This window comes from Variovorax sp. UC74_104 (assembly GCF_044055375.1).
In the GTDB taxonomy this organism is placed as follows: domain Bacteria; phylum Pseudomonadota; class Gammaproteobacteria; order Burkholderiales; family Burkholderiaceae_C; genus Variovorax.
Genome location: NZ_CP171979.1, coordinates 654,164 through 673,625 on the forward strand (window position 1 = coordinate 654,164; position 19,462 = coordinate 673,625).

At 67.1% G+C, this 19,462-nt stretch carries 21 protein-coding genes; 6 read left to right on the forward strand and 15 right to left on the reverse strand.

All coding sequences use genetic code 11. The features are described 5' to 3' along the window. Positions 1–30 precede the first annotated feature (30 nt). Both ACHMXA_RS33730 and ACHMXA_RS33735 read right to left on the reverse strand, forming a co-directional pair. Positions 31–810: an SDR family oxidoreductase gene (locus ACHMXA_RS33730; RefSeq protein ID WP_395321752.1), complete on the reverse strand. Its 780-nt coding sequence runs from the start codon at positions 808–810 to the stop codon at positions 31–33. Beyond that, positions 807–2,000 carry a 2-methylaconitate cis-trans isomerase PrpF family protein gene (locus tag ACHMXA_RS33735; RefSeq protein ID WP_395321754.1) on the reverse strand — a complete coding sequence of 398 codons (1,194 nt, stop codon included), beginning with the start codon at positions 1,998–2,000 and terminating at the stop codon, positions 807–809. Before ACHMXA_RS33735 ends, ACHMXA_RS33730 begins: the two co-directional genes overlap by 4 nt. A gap of 187 nt (positions 2,001–2,187) precedes the next feature. On the opposite strand from ACHMXA_RS33735, the gene ACHMXA_RS33740 reads away from it, so the two are divergent. The 6 genes from ACHMXA_RS33740 (at position 2,188) to ACHMXA_RS33765 (ending at position 7,600) form a co-directional block, all read left to right on the forward strand. Continuing rightward, entirely contained in the window at positions 2,188–2,544 is a 357-nt protein-coding gene (locus tag ACHMXA_RS33740) for a Zn-ribbon domain-containing OB-fold protein (RefSeq protein WP_395321755.1), read from the forward strand. A gap of 6 nt (positions 2,545–2,550) precedes the next feature. Further along, the gene (locus ACHMXA_RS33745) at positions 2,551–3,687 is read left to right on the forward strand and encodes a thiolase family protein (protein ID WP_395321757.1); all 1,137 of its coding nucleotides are present in this window, start codon (positions 2,551–2,553) and stop codon (positions 3,685–3,687) included. An 11-nt stretch (positions 3,688–3,698) separates the two neighbouring features. Further along, a complete protein-coding gene (locus tag ACHMXA_RS33750; protein WP_395321759.1) occupies positions 3,699–4,478 on the forward strand; it encodes an SDR family NAD(P)-dependent oxidoreductase in 780 nt (259 codons plus the stop codon). 43 nt (positions 4,479–4,521) lie between these two features. After that, positions 4,522–5,712, forward strand: coding sequence for a CaiB/BaiF CoA-transferase family protein (locus tag ACHMXA_RS33755; protein WP_176666385.1), 1,191 nt, complete (start codon positions 4,522–4,524; stop codon positions 5,710–5,712). 13 nt (positions 5,713–5,725) lie between these two features. Next, a complete protein-coding gene (locus ACHMXA_RS33760) occupies positions 5,726–6,502 on the forward strand; it encodes an enoyl-CoA hydratase/isomerase family protein (protein ID WP_395321761.1) in 777 nt (258 codons plus the stop codon). A gap of 114 nt (positions 6,503–6,616) precedes the next feature. After that, positions 6,617–7,600 (forward strand): Bug family tripartite tricarboxylate transporter substrate binding protein, encoded by a 984-nt coding sequence (locus ACHMXA_RS33765; protein WP_395321763.1) that lies wholly within the window; start codon positions 6,617–6,619, stop codon positions 7,598–7,600. A gap of 18 nt (positions 7,601–7,618) precedes the next feature. Here the strand turns inward: ACHMXA_RS33765 and ACHMXA_RS33770 are convergent, their stop codons facing one another. From ACHMXA_RS33770 to ACHMXA_RS33830, 13 genes are all read right to left on the reverse strand, one after another. Further along, the gene (locus ACHMXA_RS33770) at positions 7,619–8,491 is read right to left on the reverse strand and encodes a LysR substrate-binding domain-containing protein (RefSeq protein WP_395321764.1); all 873 of its coding nucleotides are present in this window, start codon (positions 8,489–8,491) and stop codon (positions 7,619–7,621) included. 103 nt (positions 8,492–8,594) lie between these two features. Continuing rightward, positions 8,595–9,317, reverse strand: a complete 723-nt coding sequence (locus ACHMXA_RS33775; RefSeq protein ID WP_395321766.1) for an ABC transporter ATP-binding protein — start codon at positions 9,315–9,317, stop codon at positions 8,595–8,597. Then, positions 9,298–10,065 carry an ABC transporter ATP-binding protein gene (locus ACHMXA_RS33780; RefSeq protein WP_395321768.1) on the reverse strand — a complete coding sequence of 256 codons (768 nt, stop codon included), beginning with the start codon at positions 10,063–10,065 and terminating at the stop codon, positions 9,298–9,300. Before ACHMXA_RS33780 ends, ACHMXA_RS33775 begins: the two co-directional genes overlap by 20 nt. Beyond that, the gene (locus ACHMXA_RS33785) at positions 10,062–11,075 is read right to left on the reverse strand and encodes a branched-chain amino acid ABC transporter permease (protein WP_395321770.1); all 1,014 of its coding nucleotides are present in this window, start codon (positions 11,073–11,075) and stop codon (positions 10,062–10,064) included. Before ACHMXA_RS33785 ends, ACHMXA_RS33780 begins: the two co-directional genes overlap by 4 nt. Continuing rightward, entirely contained in the window at positions 11,072–11,941 is an 870-nt protein-coding gene (locus tag ACHMXA_RS33790; protein WP_395321772.1) for a branched-chain amino acid ABC transporter permease, read from the reverse strand. The genes ACHMXA_RS33785 and ACHMXA_RS33790 overlap by 4 nt, the downstream gene beginning before the upstream one ends. A gap of 15 nt (positions 11,942–11,956) precedes the next feature. Further along, positions 11,957–13,135 (reverse strand): ABC transporter substrate-binding protein, encoded by a 1,179-nt coding sequence (locus ACHMXA_RS33795; protein ID WP_395321773.1) that lies wholly within the window; start codon positions 13,133–13,135, stop codon positions 11,957–11,959. A gap of 89 nt (positions 13,136–13,224) precedes the next feature. Further along, the gene (locus tag ACHMXA_RS33800) at positions 13,225–13,869 is read right to left on the reverse strand and encodes an isochorismatase family protein (protein WP_395321775.1); all 645 of its coding nucleotides are present in this window, start codon (positions 13,867–13,869) and stop codon (positions 13,225–13,227) included. Then, positions 13,866–14,909 carry a peptidase M29 gene (locus ACHMXA_RS33805; RefSeq protein ID WP_019657120.1) on the reverse strand — a complete coding sequence of 348 codons (1,044 nt, stop codon included), beginning with the start codon at positions 14,907–14,909 and terminating at the stop codon, positions 13,866–13,868. Before ACHMXA_RS33805 ends, ACHMXA_RS33800 begins: the two co-directional genes overlap by 4 nt. A 23-nt stretch (positions 14,910–14,932) precedes the next feature. Then, positions 14,933–15,928: an amidohydrolase family protein gene (locus ACHMXA_RS33810; RefSeq protein WP_176666373.1), complete on the reverse strand. Its 996-nt coding sequence runs from the start codon at positions 15,926–15,928 to the stop codon at positions 14,933–14,935. A 17-nt stretch (positions 15,929–15,945) separates the two neighbouring features. Beyond that, the gene (locus ACHMXA_RS33815; RefSeq protein ID WP_395321777.1) at positions 15,946–16,461 is read right to left on the reverse strand and encodes an aromatic-ring-hydroxylating dioxygenase subunit beta; all 516 of its coding nucleotides are present in this window, start codon (positions 16,459–16,461) and stop codon (positions 15,946–15,948) included. After that, a complete protein-coding gene (locus tag ACHMXA_RS33820) occupies positions 16,458–17,768 on the reverse strand; it encodes an aromatic ring-hydroxylating dioxygenase subunit alpha (RefSeq protein WP_176666371.1) in 1,311 nt (436 codons plus the stop codon). Before ACHMXA_RS33820 ends, ACHMXA_RS33815 begins: the two co-directional genes overlap by 4 nt. A gap of 9 nt (positions 17,769–17,777) precedes the next feature. Next, positions 17,778–19,049, reverse strand: a complete 1,272-nt coding sequence (locus ACHMXA_RS33825; protein WP_395321779.1) for an NAD(P)/FAD-dependent oxidoreductase — start codon at positions 19,047–19,049, stop codon at positions 17,778–17,780. After that, the gene (locus ACHMXA_RS33830; RefSeq protein WP_395321781.1) at positions 19,046–19,363 is read right to left on the reverse strand and encodes a non-heme iron oxygenase ferredoxin subunit; all 318 of its coding nucleotides are present in this window, start codon (positions 19,361–19,363) and stop codon (positions 19,046–19,048) included. The genes ACHMXA_RS33825 and ACHMXA_RS33830 overlap by 4 nt, the downstream gene beginning before the upstream one ends. Between the last annotated feature and the right edge of the window lie 99 nt (positions 19,364–19,462).

The following is a 19,462-nucleotide window of genomic DNA, read 5'->3' on the forward strand; positions in this document are numbered from 1 at the left end:
TGAACGCAGCCGAAGTTCCGCCTCCGGACTTCACCGGTAGGGGCGCGCGTGGGTCACGCCGCCATCCACCACCAGGGTGGCACCCATCACGTAGTCTCCCGCCCGCGAGGCCAGGAATATGGCGGCGCCTGCGATGTCGTCCGGCGTGCCGATGCGACGGGCGGGAATGTGCTCCGACAGCGCCTCCCCATGGTCGCGGGCATTGCGGTTCATCTCGGAGGGGAATGCCCCTGGCGCAATGGCGCTGACCGCGATGTTGTCCTGCGCCAGGCGCATCGCCATGCGCCGCGTCAGGTGAACCAGTCCTGCCTTGCTCGCCACGTAGGAGTAGTTCTCCTGCGGGTTGAGTCCGATGCCGTCAGTGGAAGCGATGTTGATGATCTTCCCGACCCGCGCCTTGGCCGCGGCGCGCAGTGGTCCAGCGAGCGCCTTCGTCAGAAAGAAAGGCGTCTTCAGGTTCAGGTCGACCACCTTGTCCCAGCCGCTCTCCGGAAAAGCATCGAAGTCTTCTCCCCATGCAGCCCCGGCGTTGTTGACCAGGATGTCCAGCATCGATTCATGGCGGGCGTAGGCGTCGGCCATCGCCTGGCAGCCCGCGACCGTGGACACGTCGTGCGGCAGCGATACGCAGTAGCCCGCGCTCGCGAGCTCCCGCGCGGCCAGGTCGCAGGCCTCGGCCTTTCGCGCGCTGATGTAGACGCGTGCGCCGCGCGCCAGGAACCCCTCGGCGATCATGCGGCCGATGCCTCGCGAGCCACCGGTGATGAGCGCCGTGCGGCCCTGCAGCGAGAAAAGATCCTGGGCACTCATGGCGACGTCACCGCCGTACTCGCGCGCATGGACGTGCCTTCTTCTGCGGGGGCCTCGAGGCGCGATCGCCGCACATAGGCCGTTCCGTCGAACAGGCGCCGCGCCGTGCGCGTGAAGTGCACTTCGCGCACCGTCCATTCATTCTCGCCCGCATGCTCGACATTCGCGAAGATCTTGAGCACCCCGCTCGGATGGCCGATGCGGATGCGCGTCGGGCCCGCATGCGTGCCCCGCGCTTCAGCCGGAACGGTTCCTGCGATCTGCGCTGCGACCGAGAGGCACACCGAGCCCCCGCCAGGGAACGCCTTGTGCATGGCGCCACCGTTGAGCACCATGCGCGCGACGAAGTCGATCTCCGATGACTGCACGACGCGGTCGCCGGCGATGGTCCGGTAGTCCTGCGCTTCGCTGATCAGGATCTGGTACGGCGTCAGGATCCCGGACGACGGAAGATTGCAGCGTTCGACGACCCAGCGCCTCACCTCCTCGGCCATCTCGTAGATCTCGGGGCCGAGCTGGCCCGGCAGTTCCGTGCCAGTGATGCCCAGGTCCGCCGCGCGGATGAACACGCACGCCGTGCCGACGTCAACCACCGACACCGGTATTTCACGGCCGAGCTTCGACACGTGGACCCAATCGCGCGCCTGCCCCGTGGGCAGCAGCTTGCCGGTCGTGGAGCCGCTGGTGTCGGAGTAGTCCAGTGCCACCTCTGCACCGGTGCCGGGCACGCCATCCACTTCGCTATCGCCCTCCACGCGCGGCTCCCCGTCGGCGCATTGCACGGCCATCCGGAGGATCTTTCCGGTGTTCGTGTTGTGGACCCGAACGGTGGTGACGGGTTCCTGTACCGCAACCAGCTTCTCCTGCAACGCATAGACCCCCGTGGCCGACGAAATGTTGCCGCAGACGATCTCGAAGCTGACCGTGGGCTGGTCGATGCCGATCTGCACGAAGGTGTAGTCGATGTCCGCGTCCGGGCGCGAAGGCGGCCCGATGATGGCGCACTTGCTCGTCAGGATATCGGCGCCGCCGAGCCCGTCGATCTGGCGCACGTCGGGGCTGCCGAACAGAGCAAGAAGAAATCGGAGACGCGCTTGTGGGTCGGTGGGCACGTCGTGCTGCGAGAGAAAAACAGCCTTGCTGGTGCCACCGCGCATCAAGGTGACCGGTACGCGAATTTGTTCTTTCATCGGCTCAGTATGCAGATCGCGCTGGCCGCTGTCCTTTCAGTTCTGCTGGCCATTGTTTAGCTGGACTGCATGCGTCGAATCGTTAAGCGCCGCTAAAGAGCGCCCAGCAGAAATCCAATGACCGAGGCGACCTGGATCTCGATACTTTCCTTCGCTGTGGCGAGCTCCACACGAACAGGAGACACCTTTGAAGATCATCAAGCGAACGGAATCCCCCTTCCGTGAAACCCCCGGCGGCATGGTGCTCGTCGCGACCCGCGTGGCCGGCCAGCCGGCCCAGTTCCCGCCCATCGAATTCACCCACGACGACCAGACAGTCGAAGACATCGAGCTCGGACCCACCGGCTCCCTCTACAGCTTCACGATCGTTCACCCGGGCAAGGACAAGCAGCCCTATGGCCTTGCCATGGTCGACTTCGAACCCGGCGTGCGCGCGTTCGGCCGGCTGCTGTACAGCGCCGAGCCGCCAGCCATCGGTGCCCGCCTGCGGGTGGTGCCCTTCGCGTTGCCTGACGGCACGCCCGACTATGCATTCCAGGAGTGACGCGCCATGAAGCAACCACTGATCACCGGCGTCGGCATCACTGACTTCGGCCGCTTCCCCGAATTGACCGAAGAGGCGATGGCCCAGGCGGCCATCCTCGACGCACTGGCCGATGCCGGCACGCAGCTTGGCGAGGTGCAGGCGTTCTACTGCGGCAACGCGCTCGGTGCCATGCTGCCCGGGCAGCGAGCATTGCGCGAACTGCATGTCGGCGGCGGCGCGGTCTACAACGTGGACAACGCCTGCTCCAGCGGGGCCACCGCGCTGAATCTCGCGCTGCAGGCGCTCAAGGTCGGCCAGTACGACACCGTGGTGGTGTTCGGCATGGACCACCTGAGCAGCCTCGGCGGCGGCCCGCTGCAGCTCAGCCAGAAGGACTGGAACAACAGGCGCGGGATGATCATGCCCGCCCTGTACGCCATGCGTGCCAAGCGCTACATGCACGATCACGGCCTCGCGCTGGAGACCCTGGCGGACATCTCCGTGAAGAACCGCAAGCACGGGGCCTTGAACCCGATCGCCAAGTTCGCCAAGCTGGCGAGCCGCGAGGAAGTGCTGGCGTCCCGCCCGGTGGCCGAGCCGCTCACGCTGCTGCAGTGCTGCCCCGCCGTGGTGGACGGGGCCGCGGCCCTCGTGCTCAGCACCAGGCCCTCCGGAGGTACCGCCAAGCCTGTGCGTGTGCTGGCGTCCGTGGTGCAGTCGGGCTTGTTCGAGACCACGCCGGTCGACATGACCGAAGCCGAGATCACCGCGCGTGCCGCCCGGCTGGCCTACGAGCAGGCCGGCATCGGGCCTGAAGATCTCAGCCTGCTGGAAGTGCACGACGCGTTCACCATTTCCGAGCTGCTCTATTACGAGGCCCTCGGCCTTTGCAGGCGCGGCGATGCGGCGAACCTGCTGCAAAGCGGCGCGACCGCGCTGGGCGGCCGCGTGCCGGTCAACCCCAGCGGCGGACTGATCGCCAAAGGTCACCCGCCGGGTGCGACCGGTGTCGCGCAGGTCGTGGAGGTCTGTGAACAACTACAGGGCCGTGCCGGCGCGCGGCAGGTGCAGGGCGCGCGCATCGGCCTCACGCAGGTCACGGGCGGCGGCATCTGGGGCGTCGATCACGCCGCCTGCTCGATCAACATTCTTTCGCTCTGATGGCACTCCCCATGAACCAGACAAACACCACCGCCCCCGCCTCGCTGCAGGGCCTCGTCGCCGTCGTGACCGGCGGCGCCAAGGGCATCGGCCTGGGCATCGCGCGCGAGCTTGCACAGGGGGGCTGCCGCATCGCGCTGTGGGACTTCGACGACGCCGCGCTGAACGAGGCCGAGCGGACGTTGTCGAGCGAAGGCGCCGACGTGACCACCTTCAAGGTCGACGTCAGCTCCGTGGATCAGGTGGAGGCCGCCGTTGCCCGGCTGCTGGCATCGCATGAACGCATCGACATCCTGGTCAACAACGCAGGCATCGGCGGCGACAAGCTGGTCTCCAAGATGGATCTCGCGTTCTGGAGCCGCGTCATCGAGATCAACCTGAATTCGCAGTTCATCTGCACCAAGGCGGTCCTGGCGCAGATGGCGCAGAACCGGTTCGGGCGCATCATCAACATCGGCTCTCGCGCATGGCTGGGCAACCGTGGCCAGGCGGCGTACTCGGCCTCCAAGGGCGCCGTGGTGAGCCTGACCCGCTCGCTGGCGCTCGAATATGCGCGCAAGGGCATCACCGTCAACGCCGTCGCGCCGGGCATCGTGGAGACGCCGCTGTTCGCGACGCTCACCGAAGAAGTGCGCCAGAGCCTCCACAAGACCGTGCCGATGGAGCGCATCGGCCAGCCGCAGGACATCGCCCGAGCGGTGCGGTTCTTCGCGGAACCCGGCTCGAGCTACGTCACCGGCCAGCTCCTGTACGTCTGCGGCGGCCGCAGCCTCGGCAGCCCCTCGGTATAGAGCCGGATCGCGCCGACAGAAATCGAACAAGGCTGAAGATCGCATGCTCGCGAATGCATTGACCGGTTTGAAAGTGATCGACTTCACGCAGGTGATGGCCGGGCCGACCTGCACGTTGTGTCTGGCCGACCTCGGCGCCGACGTGGTGAAAGTCGAGACGCCCACGGGCGATCTCTCGCGGGCCCTTTCGCCATGGGTCAACGGCGAAGGCGTCGCCTTCCTGGCGCTGAACCGCAACAAGCGCGGGATCGTGCTCGATCTGAAGCAGCCGTCGCATCGGCAGGCCGCGCAGGAGCTGATCGCGCAGGCGGATGTGCTGGTCGAGAGCTTCCGTCCCGGCGTCATGGCGCGGTTCGGGCTCGACTACGCCACGGTGTCCGCGGACAACCCGCGGCTCATCTACTGCTCGGTCTCGGCATACGGCCAGCATGGCGCCAGCAGGGATCTGCCCGGCGTGGACGGTGTGCTGCAGGCCGTGAGCGGCCTGATGAGTGTCACCGGGGCGCCCGATGGAGAGCCTTGCAAGGTGCCGGTGCCGGTCGTCGACCTGGTCACCGGCTCGCTGGCGGCCATCTCGGTGCTGGCCGCCCTTCAGGAGCGGCAACGCACGGGCCTCGGCCAGCACGTCGAGGCCAGCATGTTCGCCAGCGCCATCGCACTCCAGCACGTGAGTTTCGCGTCCTACTTCGCGGACGGCATCGTGCCCGGACCGCAGGGCAACGCGGCGCCCTATTCGACGCCCAACGAGGCCCTGCGATGCGCCGACGGGTGGATCATGGTCGCGGCCTATCACCCTGCCCGATGGCAGGCGCTGTGTGCCGCCATCGGCGCACCGGAACTCGCCTGCGATCCGCGCTTCGCAGAGAACAAGAGCCGGCTGCAGCATCGCCAGGCGCTGCTGCGCCTGCTGGAAGCTCGCATGCTCGCGCATCCGCGCGCCTTCTGGCTGGAGAAGTTCACTGCGGTGGACATCATCTGCGGCCCCATCAACGACTATGCCGAGGTGGCGCAGTCGGCCCCCTTCGTCGAGGCGGCGCTCGCGGAAAGCGTGCAGCATCCTGTCGCCGGCACCTTGACGCTGACGCGCAGCGTGCTCGGCGCAGTGGGCGAGCGGCCGCGTGCGCGACGCGCCGCCCCCACGCTCGGCGAACACACCCGCGAGGTGCTGGCCGCGCTGGGCATGCCAGCCGGCGCCATCGACTCGGTGGCCGCAGCCAGCCCTTCCCAGACCTGAAGAACGGAAAACCATGCCCATCGTCTACACAGTCCAGGATGGCGTCGCCATCGTCACCCTGAATCGGCCCGAGGCCATGAACTCCATCGACCCGGAGTCCAACGAGCAGCTGCTCGGCATCTGGGACCGGGTCTGCAATGAGGAGGACGTTCGCGTGCTCGTCCTCACCGGTGCGGGCGAGCGTGCCTTCTGCACGGGGGCGGACCTCAAGAAGACGATGCCGTCGGGCGATGGCGTCGCGCGGGAAGTCTTTCGCGGCGGCAACCGGCACTTCAACTTCGGCACGCTGCACACCGACAAGCCCGTCGTCGCGGCGATCAACGGCTACGCCCTCGGCGGCGGACTCGAGCTGGCCCTGCTGGCGGACATCCGCATCTGTTCGGACAACGCCCAGTTCGGCTTGCCGGAGGTGCGCGTCGGCAGCATCCCGGGGGCGGGCGGGACGCAGCGCCTGATCCGCGCGGTAGGCCAGTCCGATGCCATGTGGATGCTGCTGACGGGTGAACGCATCGATGCCGCCGAAGCGCTGCGCATCGGTCTGGTCAGCAAGGTGGTGCCGCTTTCGGCATTGCAGGAAACGGCCATCGGGCTCGCGCGCAAGATGGCCGCCAATGCGCCGCTGGCGATGACGGCCGCCAAGCGCCTCGCGATGAACGGGCGCGAACTGCCCCTGGCCGGCGGGCTTGCGCTGGAACGCCAGGCGTTCGGGCTGCTCAGGGACAGCGAGGACCGGTTGGAGGGGCGCCGCGCCTTCGCCGAGAAGCGCGCTCCGGTATTCCGTGGTCGCTGAGTTCCTCGAACGGAGGACGACGGCGTCGACGAAGACGCCGCCTCCGGTCCGCCCGCCCTGCCCTGCACTGCCTGCATCCGGACAACCGATCCGACCTTCCTCCTGGAGCATCTCGTGAAGACACTGTCTGCTTCCTGGCGCTGCAGCCTCGCACTCGCCATCGCCGCCTTCGTCGGCGCACCGCCGGCCATCGCCCAGCAAGCCAGCCGGCCGCCAGTCAGGATCCTCGTGGGCTTCTCGCCAGGCGGCACCCTCGACGTGGTGACGCGTGCGCTCGCGGACCAGCTGCACGACCCGCTCCACCGCACGGTCGTGGTAGAGAACAAGCCGGGCGCCGGCGGAAGGATCGCGATCGACGCGATGCGCGCCGCACCGGCCGACGGCAGCGTGGCCATGCTGTGCCCCGACTTCCTCACGTCGATCTACCCCTTCGTCTTCAACAAGCTCAACTACGACCCGCAGCGCGACATCCTTCCGGTGTCGACCGTCGTCGAGTTCGCGATGGCTCTCGCCGTGCCCTCGTCTTCACCGGTGAAGTCCTTCGGCGAATACGCCCAGTGGGTGCGCGCGCATCCCCAGAGCGCCAACTTCGGCCATGCGGCATCGGGCGGGCCTACGCATTTCCTGGGGCTGCAGATCGGCAAGATCATTGGAACGCCGCTGCAGGACGTTCCTTTCCAGGGCGCGGCCCCGATGATCGTGAACCTTGCCGGCGCCAACATCGGAGCGGGCACTTCCACGGTCGGCGACTTCGCGCAGCACCACGAGGCCGGCAAGCTGCGCGTGCTTGCCGTCACCTCGTCCCAACGCTCTGCGCTCCTGCCGAACGTGCCGACCTTCGCCGAGCTCGGCCGCAAGGAACTCACCACGGTCGGCGTGCTGGCCATCTGCCTGGCACCCGGGACGCCTGCACCCGTCGTCGCTGAATGGAGCGACGCCGTGCGAAAGGCGGTTGCGACGGAGCAGTTCGCGAAGAAGGTCGGCGCGCTCGGTTTCGTGAACGCGGGAAGCTCACCCACCGATGCACGCGCCAGGTTCGCAGAGATGCGCGCATTCTGGGAGCCCGTGGTCAAGGCCTCGGGCTTCAAGGCCGACTAGCAGGCCCCCGGGGCACGACTAGCGGACCGACCGGATCCACTCCCTGAACAGCCGCACCGGGGCGGTAGCCGCCTTCATCGGGTCGCAGACGAGGTAGTAGCCGAGTTCCGTCCGTGCCATGTGGTCGACAGCGACCACCAGGCGGCCGGTTCGAAGGTCGTCTTCCACGTAGGCACGCTGGGCCATCGCGATGCCCAGGCCATCGGCCGCGGCCTGATAGCACAACGCGGCATTCGCCAGCGTGATGCCGCGCGAACGGGCGGGATCCGCAAGGCCAGCGGAGCCGAACCAGAGCGGCCACGCTTGCGGCCGCATCATGGAGTGCAGCAGGTTGGCCTGCAGCAGGTCGCGAGGTGTCTGCAACGGCCCCGCCTGGCCCGGTGCGCAGACCGGGACGAACTCGTCATCGAAGAGATGGTCCAGCTCGACGTCGGCCCACTCGCCCATGCCATGGCGGATGGCGCAATCTGCGCCTTCGAGCCGCATGTCGTCGGCCATGGCGATCGTTGCGATCTCCAGTGCGATGTCGGGGTGCTTTGCGTAGAAGCCATGCAGGCGCGGAACAAGCCAGCGGATGGCCAGGCTCGGTGTCACCTTGAGGCGCAGCCTTCTTTCACTCCGATGCTCGGCCAGGTCGCCGAGTGCGTCCTGCAGGCGGTCGAAGGCATCGCAGACGCGGTGGGCAAGCCTTTCGCCCGCCGCCGTGAACCCGATCTCGCGGCCGGACCGCTGGAACAGCTGCACGCCCAGCCCGGCCTCGAGCTGCTTGATCTGCTGACTCACGGCCCCGGGCGTGACGTGAAGCAGCTGGGCTGCCCGCGAGACTCCCTTGGCCCGGTACACCGCATCGAAAGCCCGCAGCGGGCTCAGGAGAGCGCGAAGGTTCTGCATGGCGGATCGGACCCGTGCCGCATTCAGCCGCCGCTGCCGACGAGGGCGCGAGCCGGCGCCGGCTCGCGCAGCCACGATAGCGATCGCGCAGCAGGCATCCGCTTCAGCATTTCTGGATCCCGATGGTGCGGTTCAGGAGTTCCTCGTCCTCGCGCAGCGCGGCTGCCGAACCGGCATAAGCGGCGACGCCGCGCTCCAGCACGATGACGTTCGTCGAGAAGTCGAGAACGACGTCCACGTGCTGTTCCACGAGGATGCATCCGACGCCGAGCTTGTCGCTCATGCGGACGATGGCGTCCATCAGCTCCTCGCGCACCATCGGGGCCAGGCCCTCCAGTGGCTCGTCGAGCAGCAGGATGCGCGGCTGCCCGACGAGCGCCCGCGCCACGGACAGCATCTGCTGCTCGCCGCCCGACAGCTGGGTGCCACCATTGCGCCGCCGCTCCTTCAATCGCGGGAACAGTTCATAGACCGCAGGAAGCGCCACGGCCGCCGAGCGCCCCTGGAGGCCCGACAGCAGGTTCTCCTCCACCGTGAGCGAAGGGAAGATGTCGCGGCTCTGCGGCACGTAGCCGAGGCCGGCGCGAGCGCGTGCGAAGGTGCTGACGCCGCTGATGTCCTTGCCGCCGAAATGGACGCGCCCCTTCATCAGATCGGCCAGGCCCGTCGCGGTCGCCAGCGTCGTCGTCTTGCCGGCGCCGTTGCGCCCGATCAGCCCCAGGCGCTCGCCTTCGCGCACGCTGAAGCTCAGATGCTCGACCACGGGCACGCCGGCGTAGCCGGTCGTGACGTCGTCGAACCGAAGTTCAATGGGGGTGCTGGGCATGGTGGCCGTCCCGTCCGAAGTAGATTTGCTTGACTTGTTCGTTGGCCGCGACTTCCTGCGGCGACCCCTCCACCATCACCGCGCCGGCAACCAGGACGATGATGTGCGAGGCGAAGCGGAACACCAGGTCCATGTCGTGCTCGATGAGCAGCACCGACAGGTCCTTCGGAAGACTCTCGATGGCACTCATGATGCGGCCGCCTTCCCCCTGCGGCACGCCGGCGCCGGGCTCGTCCAGCAGCAGCACCTCGGGTTTCATGGCGAGCGCGAGCGCGATCTCCGCAAGCCGCTGCTCGCCGAGCGCCAGACGCCCCACCACCCGATCCGCAAAGGGGTTCAGGCCCAGCATGCCGAGGGTCTCGTGGACCTCGTCGTGCACGCGCGCGGAACGCGCCGGCGAAGGCCACCACTGCATGGAGGCGCGCAGCCGCTGAAGCACCGCGACCTTAACGTTGTCCGCCACGGTCAAGTCCTTGAACAGGCGGCTGATCTGGAACGTGCGCACGATGCCGCTGCGCACGCGTGCGTACTGCGGCAACTGCACGATCGAGCGGCCGTCGAGCTGGATGTCGCCGGACTTCGGACGGATCGCTCCGCTGAGCAGGTTGACCAGCGTGGTCTTGCCGGCACCGTTCGGCCCGATCAGCGCCGTGCGAGCGCCCTGCGGGAGGGACAGCGTGACGTTCTGCGTGACGGCCAGGCCGCCGAAGGAGTGGCACAGGTTGCGGGTTTGCAGCCGGGGAGTCATCGGGTTCCTCCTTTGCCGCCCAGACGCCTGGCGTACGCCGCGGCCCGGTCCAGGAGTCCGACCAGACCTTCGGGCAGGACGATGAGCACGAAGATCAGCATCGAACCGATCACGAAGAGCCAGTGGTACGGATTCAACGTCGATGCGATGTGGTGGATGGTCATGTAGGCGACGGTGCCGAGCACCGCACCCGACAGGCGACGCGTGCCGCCCAGGACGATCATGACCACGACACCCGCGGACGTCGTGAAGTCCAGCATGAAGAGATTGGCCACCTTGCTGGTCTGTGCGGTCAATGCGCCAGCCAGGCCTGCCACGACGCCGCCGATGGTGTAGACGGCCAGCAGGTGCAGGTACACGCGCCCGCCCAGCGCCTGGACGCGGCCCAGGTCCTGTCGGATCGCCCTGGCCGTCAGGCCGAAGGGCGACTCGACCAGGTTGCGCACGAGGAAGTACACCAGTACCAGCGCGCCCAGCGCGTAGAAATAGCCGGTGTGGCCCATGAAGTTGAACTCCCAGATGCCGAACAGCGGGGCAACTTCGAAGCCGGCGAGTCCGTCGTCGCCGCCGGTGAGCCATCGTGCCCAGTTGGCGAGCTCGAGCAGCAACTGCGCCACGGCAATGGTGAGCATGACCAGCGTGAGCTTGGTCGAGCGCAGCATCACGGCACCGCTGAGCAGCGCGATCAGCCCTCCGCCCAGGCCGCCGAGGAGCACCCCGACGACCGGATCGGCCGTCAGGTACAGCGCGGTCCAGCCCGCGACGTAGGCACCGGTCCCGTACAGCGCGGCCTGGCCCAGGGTCGCGATGCCCGCCTGCCCGAGCACGAGGCTCAGCGACAGCGCGAAGATGGACATCGTTGCCATGTTGGTCAGCAACCCGAGGTCCTGCGGGAACAGCACGAAGGCCAGCAGCCCGGCCAGCGTCAGGACGATCTCGGCGCGCAAGTGCTTCCACGGGCGGGTGCGGGGCGCAGCAGCCATCGCCATGGGCGGAATCACTGCGCTCATGCCTGCCTCCCGAACAGCCCCTGGGGCCGGAACAGCAGGACGACGATCATCGTCAGGAAGAAGGCAGCCGATGCCAACTGGGGAACCATGTATTTCATCGAGGTCTCCACGATGCCGAGCAGCAATGCTGCGAAGAAAGAGCCAAACAGATTTCCGTTTCCTCCCACGGCCACGACGGCCAGGAGGATCACGAGGTACTTGGAGGCGTAGTTCGGCTCCATCGGCAGCATCTCGGCACCGGCGATGCCGCCCAGCGCCGCGAGCGCGGCACCGATCGCGAAGGTGGCTGCGTAGATCTTCGTCGTGTCGATGCCGATGGCCCGGGCGATGGGCGCGTTGTCGACCGCTGCGCGCACGCGAATGCCGAAGGACGACCGGTCCACGGCGAGCCACAGGACGACGACCACCAGCAGCCCGCAGGCGACGACGATGAGCCGGTGCCGGGGAATGGAGCGAAAGCCCAGGTCCACCGAGCCGCCGAATGCCTCGGGAAGCGCGACGGAGGTCACCGACGATCCGAACATCAGGTTGACCGCCGCGGTCGCGACGAACATCAGCCCGATCGTCACCAGCATCTGGTCGAGATCGTCGCGACGGTAGAAGCGGCGCAGCAGGGTGCGCTCGAAGATCACGGCCAGGAGGGCCACGACGGCGATCGCCAGCACGAAGCCCAGCCCGATGGGCACGCCCAGGCGCTGCGGAATGCTCGCCGCGAGAAAGCCGCCGAGCATCGCGAAGGCGCCATGGGCCAGGTTCACCACACGCATCAGGCCCATCGTCATCGACAGGCCCACGGTGATCATGAACAGGATCATGGCGTACGTCACGCCGTCGATCAGGATGCTGCTGAGAAGCGCGAAAGACATGCTGCAGTCTCTGCGTTACTTGGCCGCGCCCTGGATGCGTCCGTAGTCGGGCTGCATCTCGAAGGTCCGGAACTCGCGGTTGACGAAGCGCCCCGACGAATCCTTCTCGACCACCCGCATGTAGACGTTCTGCACGAACTCGCGGGAGGCGGGGTCGATCTTCACCGGGCCGCGCGGGCTCTCCCACGAGAAGCCCTTGGCGGCGGCAAGGGCCTTGGGCCCGTCGCGCTTGCCGTCCGTTGCCTTGACCATGTGATAGATCACATGCAGGCCGTCGTACGCATTCGCGAGCTGGACGGTCGGGATGGCCTTGGGTGCCACCTCGGCCAGCGCCTTGACCGCGGCATTGTTCAGCGGCGAGTTGTGCGTCGCCGAATAGAACATGCCGGTCTCGATTCCCAGCAGCTCGGGTCCGATCGCGCGCAGCTGGTCTTCATCCGTCTCGCCCGTGCCCAGGAAGCGCACGCCCGCGGCCTTCAACCCTGCTTCGTTGTAGGCCTTGATCATTGCGTAGGTGGCCGGCCCTCCAGGACCGAAGACGTACAGCGCATCGGGCTTGAGCGCCTTCACGCGCTGCATCAGGGGGCCGAAGTCCGTCGTCTTCAGCGGCGCGCGGATGGCCTCGAGCAGCTTGCCGCCTCCGGCGACGAACGCGGTGTTGAAGGCCTTCTCGGCGTCGAGGCCGGGACCGAAGTCGCTGACCAGCGACACGACGTTCTTCACGTTCTTCTCGAGCGCGTACTTGGCCACCGGCACGGCCATCTGCGGCAGCGTGTAGGAGGTGCGCAGCAGGTAGTCGGACTTCTCGAGAAGCGACGAGGTCGACGCGTTGAAGATCACGACCGGCACCTTCGCCTCCTGCGCGAGCGCGGCGACAGCCAGCGTATCGGGCGTGAAGTACAGGCCGGCGATGTACTGGGCGCCTTCCTTGATGATGAGCTCCTGGGCCAGTGCCTTGGCCTGCGCGGGATTGATGTCAGGCAGGTCGCGGTAGATGACCTCGATCGTGTGCCCGCCCGCGGTGGTGCCGTTGAGCTTCTGGTAGGCCTTGGTCGCCCCTTCCCAGGTCTGCCCCACCGCGGAGAAGGATCCGGACATGGGTGCGATCACACCCACCTTGATGACGTCGGCGCGGCTTTGCAGCGCGAGCGTCGCGAGTGAGACCGCGATCGCGGCAACGAGTTTGAGGGTCATCTTCTTCTCCAGGTAGTGGGGGTCGCTGGCGGGGCATTCGCCCGGGTTTTGACGAGAGGTGGGTCGGGAATCGTGGGCCAGGGCTGGCTTCAGGCCGGCACGCCGTGCGGCTGCGCTGCTTCAGTCGCCTGCAGTGCGGCGTCGCGGGGCATCAAGGTCGCGTACTTCTGGTCCATGTCGAAGAGGTTGGCCTCGTGCGCCTGCAACGACCGGTCGCCCACGCAGTCCGTGACGACCAGGGGTCGAAAGCCGTGGCACATGGCATCGACCACGCTGGCGCGGACGCACCCGCTGGTGGTGCATCCCGCGATCAGCAGCGTCTGCACGCCGCGTTGCGACAACCAGGAAGCCAGCGAGGTACCGAAGAAAGCCGACGGATGGATCTTGCGCAGCACCAGCTCGCCGCTGCGCGGCTGCAGCTGCGCGACGATCTGGCTTTGCGGCGCGTCCTCGCGCAGGGCCAGGATGGGCGGCACCTTGAGCGCGAAGATGTTGGCGTCGGCGCCATCGTCCTGGTACACGACCCGCGTGTGGACGATGGGCCATCCGCGCTCGCGCGCGGCGGCCAGCAGGCCGCGAGTGCATTCAATGGCCGGCTCGATGTTGCCGCCGCCGAACGTGAGCGGATCGGCGAATCCGTTGACGAAGTCGATGATCAGCAGGCCGTACGGCGCCTTCGGCGCGACGGCATTGCCGAAGCCCTGCTTCTGGTAGATGTCCGGATCGGCGCTCATCGGAAGGCCTCGTCGATGACCTTGCCGTCGCGAACCACGACGACGTCGTCGAGCTTCACCGTGCAGTTGCGCAAGGGAATGTCCAGGTGGCACGGCGTGGTGCGAGGCCCTCCGGCCTCGTTGTTGGGGCCCAGCGAGAACAGGAAGTTGCCTTCGAACGCACGCGCGTCCTGTCCGGAAGTGGCTTCGCGGTCCACCAGCGACAGCGTGTGCCAGTAGCAGCGCGGCTGCATCCCCCAGCCGATATGCGCGATGGCGTAGGCCTCGGGGTCCTTGTAGGCCTCCATGAACTCGCGCAGCAGGGCGGCGTCGATGTCACCCTCGATGCTGCGCACGAAGCCTTCGCGCAGCTGCATGGTGATCTTGTCGGAGACGTAGTTCTTCTGCGGCAGCAGGATGTCGCCGCGATCGATCACGATGGTGCCGTCGCTGCCGCCCTCGTTGGCGAAGGTGAAGAGGAAGCCGCTGGGCCAGTGGTCCCAGCGCCCGGGCTCCTCGCAGAAGCCGTACTCGGAGATGGTCGGGTAATCGCCGAGCTTGAAGGTCACGTCCGTGCCGGCCGGCGAAGTCACGTGCATCTTCCTGGCGGCCTTGAGCAGCTTCGATGCGGCGAGCACCCGCTCGCGATCGGCCTCCGTGGGCACAGCCCGCACCAGCACCTCGGGCGGTTCGACGGCCAGGAGGATCTTCGTCCCCGACTCGAGGATCTCCATCTGCTCGGGCGAGAACAGCAGCAGCATCAGGTCCAGGACGATGTCGCTGTTCTTCATGGCCGCGAGCGCGACCGGGTTGTTGGTGAGGGGCGTTTCCCCCAGGTAGTTCATCAGGTCGCGGCTGGGCGCCTTCTCCGCGTTGATGGGCTGTAGCTCGATCCGGGTGACGACCGCGCCCGCGGCCTGCGCCGCGATCGTGGCGGTCTGCAGCGTCTGCGGATGGGTGTGGGGACCGCACAGGATCGAGACCTTCTGTCCGCGCTCCACCTTGCTGAGCTTCAGAACCTCGTCCCAGGCCTTGACCATTTGATAATCGCTGACTGGCATGTTTCGTCCTCTGTTTGAAAGTGTCAGATCTGCAGGAGCGCAAGGTCCTGCGGGCTGCCGAGCTTGAAGAGCCGGCGCGCATTGCCGTGGCACACCAGCTCGCGGGTGCGTGCGTCAAGCGGCGCCTGCTCGATGAAGGCGCAGGCCTCGGCGGTGGATTCGTAGGGGTAGTCCACGGAGAACAGCACGGCCTGGGCGCCGAGCTCGCCGATGGCGCCCAGCAGCGCCGGCGCGGAGCACACGCCGGACGTCGTGATCAGGATGTTGCTGCCGATGTACTCGCTGGGCTTGCGTGCCAGCTTGATGCCTGAGGGATACGCGGCGAAGCGGCTGTCGATGCGCCAGCGTTGATACGGCAGTGCCTCGCCCATGTGGCCCAGCAGCAGCGTCAGCCGCGGGAAGCGGTCGAACACCCCGCCGAACAGCAGGCGCAATGCGTGCCCCGCCGTCTCCACGCCCCAGCCCCAGGTGGCCCCCTGAAGGACCGGCATGCCCTCCAGCAGCGCCGGCGGCTGGCTGAACGCGTTGGGGTGCAGATAGATGGGCACGCCGAGTGCCTCCGCGCGCTCCCAGAACACGTCGAATTCGCTGCCTTCGTAATAGCGGCCCAGGGTGTGGCCGTTGATCAGCGCGCCCTTGAAGCCGCACTCGACGACGGTGCGCTCGAGTTCTCGAGCTGCGGCCGCCGGGTCCTGGAGCGCGACGTGCGCGAAGGCGCCGAAGCGCTGCGGATGGCGTGCCACGCGCTCGGCGAGGAACTCGTTGTTCTCGCGCGCGCGCCGCACGGCGGCGGCGCCGTCCGTCTCGGCCTGTACGCCGGGCATCGTCTGCGACAGCACGGCGTACTCGATGTTGCCGGCGTCCATCTCGGCCAGGCGCTGGTCGTCGAAGTCGCCGAGCCTGGCGTCGAGCCGCGCCACGAAGTCGGCCGGCAGCGCTCGCGTGTACTTCGCGGAATAGGCGTCGAAGCCCGGGGCGCTGAAGTGCTCTTCGAGCGCGATCTTGGGGGTTGGATTCATTGGGGTCCTCAATGGATTCAGGCCGGGTACGCCAGGGCCGTGTCGAGAATTTCCGTGTCGTGCACCACCTCGCGGCTTGCGATGAGCAGCCGTTCGCCGTCGCGCACGAAGCGGTCGTGGTAGATGCCCGCGAGATGCACGGTGGAAGGCCCCTCGACCAGGGTCTGCATCAGGATGAAAGGCGTCTGCGAGCTGATCGTGTCGCCCGTGTCTTGAAGCACGCGCGTGATTCCCAGCACATGCAGCATGTGCCGTGGCGCGAACATCTGCGAATGCGCCACCGCGAGCGCGCGGTCGGTGATCATGTCCAGGCCCTCGCAGTAGACGAGGCCCACGGGCATGTCCAGCAGCGCGTTCTGGCGCGAGGTGATCCGGTAGGTCGCGTCCTTGCTGAAGAACTCGGGCCAGCGCTCGATGTCATTGGCATCGAGGGCGGCGCAGTACTCGACATGGAAGGAGTCGACCTCGGCGCGCAGCTCGGCCGCGCGGCGCGGCGAGATCGTGGACCTGGCGTAGGCGAGCCGCTCTTTCATGCTGCCATCTCCGCGACACGGATGCCCATGACTTCCCGGTAGTACTGGTAGAGCGACCGGATGCACGACTCCGAGATCAGGTTGCGCGCCGTTCCCTGGTGGCCCGCATCGAGCTTGACGACGTTGTTGTCGGTGGACGAATTGCGGATGCCCTCCTGCACGAACTTCAATGCCTCGTTGTCCTCGAGGCCCAGGAAGCCGGAGGGGCCCATCAGGTTGCCCTGCCGAAGGCGGTGCCGCGTCATCTCGGGCGTGTCGTCCTCATAGCCGAACATGGTCCACTGCATCACCATGCTGTTCGGGCCGTTCGGAATGATCTGGCGCACACCCATCGTGTTCATCTGGCGCTGCACGATCAGGTTCGGCCACATGGTCATCATGTTGGCGGACCAGGGCGAATCAAACTCGCGCACGTAGTCCAGGAACCGCTCGTCGCGCAGCCGGAGGTTGTCGCTGAACGACCGCATCTCCGCCTTGTCGTCGGCGGCGACGGTGGCATAGACCTGGTCGGGCTTGGACGACGCCATGTAGCCGTGGCGGCCATGTTCCTTGTCGGCGAAGACGATCGACTTGATGCCGGGCACCAGAAGGCCGAACACCACGAGGAACGAGTGCAGCAGCGTCGCGTGGTACGGGTCCTTGAGGTTCTCGTGGTACATCTTCCAGTTGCACGGAAGCTCGTTGCGGCAGTAGCCCAGGATCCTGAGCTTCTTGCCCGAGAACGGAACGTCGAACTCCTCGACGATCTCCTTGGTCATGTACTCCTCCAGCGGCGGAGTCTTGTCGGAGTAGGTGGCGAACACCACGCCGTTGCGCGTGGCCACGCGAAGCTGCCGGGTACCGTGTTCCGCGTTCTTGAAGTCCGGCGGCATGCCGCCAACCTTGTTGATTCCACGCTTGAACGGAACGCCCTGCAGGTTGCCCTTGAGGTCGTACGACCACTGGTGGTAGGGGCAGACGAACTCCTTCGCGTTGCCGTGGCTGGATCGGCAGAATTCGGCGCCGCGGTGGGCACAGCGGTTCTCGAAGACGGAGATCGTGTCGTCTTCCGCGCGAACGATCACCACGGCTGTGGCGCCGACGTAGCCTCGCTTGTAGTCGCCGGGGTTCGGGATCTCGGCTTCCAGCGCGACGAAGTTCCATGTGTCGCCGCGGAAGATGCGCTCGATCTCCTGGTCGTAGATGGCCTGGCTGGTGTAAACCCAGTCCGGAATGTTGTTGAGCGCGTCCGCGGGCCAGACGCACTGCTCCAGGGGCGGGTTCTTTCGGGCATTCGTGATGCCGATGACCGCCTGCGATTGATACATGAAAGCTCCTTAGGCTGTGAGAGGTCGTTGAACGGGGGAAGGGGTGCCGCCTCGCATCTGCTTGGCCCATGCGCGCAGATCGGTGGCGTCCCGCTGGAATTCGTCGAGCAACACCGGGCGCCGCTGCTCGAAGAGGGGCCGGATGGCGCGCAGATCGGCGCCGGCGTTGATGGCCACGCCGTGCAGCGGAACGCCACCGCAGTGGCCGATCCACAGCACCTTGCCGGTGGCCGGATCGCCCCGGCGCACGTATTCGAGACCGGGGCCCGCCAGGCCCAGCATCTGGATGTTGTGTTGGCCCTGGTCGGTCCAGAACCAGGGCACCGCCGGCGCTGGGCCGGCCGCACCGAGCATGGCGGCCGCGGCGGTGCGTGCCTGCTCGTTGGCGTTCTGCCAGGACTCCAGGCGCCTCGGCGTCGCGTGCCCCGGGCGTTGCTGGCTGGTGCAGTCGCCGCACGCGAACACGTGCTCGTCGCTGGTGCGACACTGCGCGTCTACGAGCACGCCGCCGCCCGCCGCGATCTCCAGGCCCGCATCGCGGGCCAGTGCGTCGTTGGGCGAGAGGCCGATGGCCACGACAATCTCGTCCGCCTCCAGATCGCCGGCATGGGTCGACAGGCGCATGCGGCCGTCGGGCAGAGGGTGGACGCCTTCGAGGGCAGTGCCGAGCAGGAGCCGCGCGCCTGCCTGCCGCAAACCGGATTCGAGCCACGCAGACGCTTCCGGCGGAAGAAACCGATCGAGCAGGGACGTCGCGCGCTCGATCACGGTCACCGCCGCGCCGGCCGACAACGCGGAGCTGGCGATCTCGAGGCCAAGAAAGCCGCCACCCAGGATCGCGACCCGTGGCTTGCCCTGAAGGGCCGCGCGCAACCGCCGCGCGTCGTCGAGGGTGCGCATGTAGTGCACGTGCGGCCGGCCCGCCGGTGCGCACGCCAGCGTGCTGGCCTCGCCGCCCGTGGCGATCAAACACATGTCGTACGTGAGCACCTGGCCGTCGGCAAGGCGAACCTGCCGCTTCGAGAGATCCAGGGCTACCGCATCGGCGTTGCTTCGCAGATCGATGTCGCCAAGTGCCCAGGCGTCCTGCGCGAGGACGTCGAGGCTCGGCTCCTCGGCCGCCACCAGCACGGCTTTGGACAACGGGGGGCGCTCATACGGCCTGTGACGCTCCCGCCCAAGCATCGTGATGCGTCCGCGGTAGCCGTGTTCGCGCAGCGCATGGGCGGCGACCGCCGCAGCCTGGCCCGCACCAACGATGACGATGCCGGGCGAAGTCATTTCGCGGCCGGCGACATCACGTAGATGTCATCGCCTTCCTGCTTCACGGCGTGAGTGCGCAGGTCCACGGTGACCGGCGCGCACATTGCCCTGCCCGTGCGGATGTCGAAGCGGCCCTGGTGCAGCGGGCATTCGACACAGCCGTCTTCGACATAGCCCTCCGACAGCAGCGCGGTGGCATGCGTGCACATGCTGTCCGTGGCGAAGAACTCGTCGTCGATACGAAACAGCGCGACGCCGTGGCCTTCGACGCTGACGGTTTTCGCTTCATCGTTTTTCAGCTCTCGCGCCGAAGCGACTTTGATCCAGTTCATGGCTCCATCCGGTGATTTCCGGACCCCTCAAGATTAGTCAGTGAACTGTCATATTAGTAGTACGAGCTTGTGATTTCAAGTACGGGTTTTTACTGTCCG

Excerpts from the sequence above, each read along its gene's own strand:
- ACHMXA_RS33730 (WP_395321752.1), bottom strand. The coding sequence starts at position 810 with ATGAGTGCCCAGGATCTTTTCTCGCTGCAGGGCCGCACGGCGCTCATC.
- ACHMXA_RS33735 (WP_395321754.1), bottom strand. The coding sequence starts at position 2,000 with ATGAAAGAACAAATTCGCGTACCGGTCACCTTGATGCGCGGTGGCACC.
- ACHMXA_RS33745 (WP_395321757.1), top strand. The coding sequence starts at position 2,551 with ATGAAGCAACCACTGATCACCGGCGTCGGCATCACTGACTTCGGCCGC.
- ACHMXA_RS33750 (WP_395321759.1), top strand. The coding sequence starts at position 3,699 with ATGAACCAGACAAACACCACCGCCCCCGCCTCGCTGCAGGGCCTCGTC.
- ACHMXA_RS33755 (WP_176666385.1), top strand. The coding sequence starts at position 4,522 with ATGCTCGCGAATGCATTGACCGGTTTGAAAGTGATCGACTTCACGCAG.
- ACHMXA_RS33760 (WP_395321761.1), top strand. The coding sequence starts at position 5,726 with ATGCCCATCGTCTACACAGTCCAGGATGGCGTCGCCATCGTCACCCTG.
- ACHMXA_RS33770 (WP_395321764.1), bottom strand. The coding sequence starts at position 8,491 with ATGCAGAACCTTCGCGCTCTCCTGAGCCCGCTGCGGGCTTTCGATGCG.
- ACHMXA_RS33775 (WP_395321766.1), bottom strand. The coding sequence starts at position 9,317 with ATGCCCAGCACCCCCATTGAACTTCGGTTCGACGACGTCACGACCGGC.
- ACHMXA_RS33780 (WP_395321768.1), bottom strand. The coding sequence starts at position 10,065 with ATGACTCCCCGGCTGCAAACCCGCAACCTGTGCCACTCCTTCGGCGGC.
- ACHMXA_RS33785 (WP_395321770.1), bottom strand. The coding sequence starts at position 11,075 with ATGAGCGCAGTGATTCCGCCCATGGCGATGGCTGCTGCGCCCCGCACC.
- ACHMXA_RS33790 (WP_395321772.1), bottom strand. The coding sequence starts at position 11,941 with ATGTCTTTCGCGCTTCTCAGCAGCATCCTGATCGACGGCGTGACGTAC.
- ACHMXA_RS33795 (WP_395321773.1), bottom strand. The coding sequence starts at position 13,135 with ATGACCCTCAAACTCGTTGCCGCGATCGCGGTCTCACTCGCGACGCTC.
- ACHMXA_RS33800 (WP_395321775.1), bottom strand. The coding sequence starts at position 13,869 with ATGAGCGCCGATCCGGACATCTACCAGAAGCAGGGCTTCGGCAATGCC.
- ACHMXA_RS33805 (WP_019657120.1), bottom strand. The coding sequence starts at position 14,909 with ATGCCAGTCAGCGATTATCAAATGGTCAAGGCCTGGGACGAGGTTCTG.
- ACHMXA_RS33810 (WP_176666373.1), bottom strand. The coding sequence starts at position 15,928 with ATGAATCCAACCCCCAAGATCGCGCTCGAAGAGCACTTCAGCGCCCCG.
- ACHMXA_RS33815 (WP_395321777.1), bottom strand. The coding sequence starts at position 16,461 with ATGAAAGAGCGGCTCGCCTACGCCAGGTCCACGATCTCGCCGCGCCGC.
- ACHMXA_RS33820 (WP_176666371.1), bottom strand. The coding sequence starts at position 17,768 with ATGTATCAATCGCAGGCGGTCATCGGCATCACGAATGCCCGAAAGAAC.
- ACHMXA_RS33825 (WP_395321779.1), bottom strand. The coding sequence starts at position 19,049 with ATGACTTCGCCCGGCATCGTCATCGTTGGTGCGGGCCAGGCTGCGGCG.
- ACHMXA_RS33830 (WP_395321781.1), bottom strand. The coding sequence starts at position 19,363 with ATGAACTGGATCAAAGTCGCTTCGGCGCGAGAGCTGAAAAACGATGAA.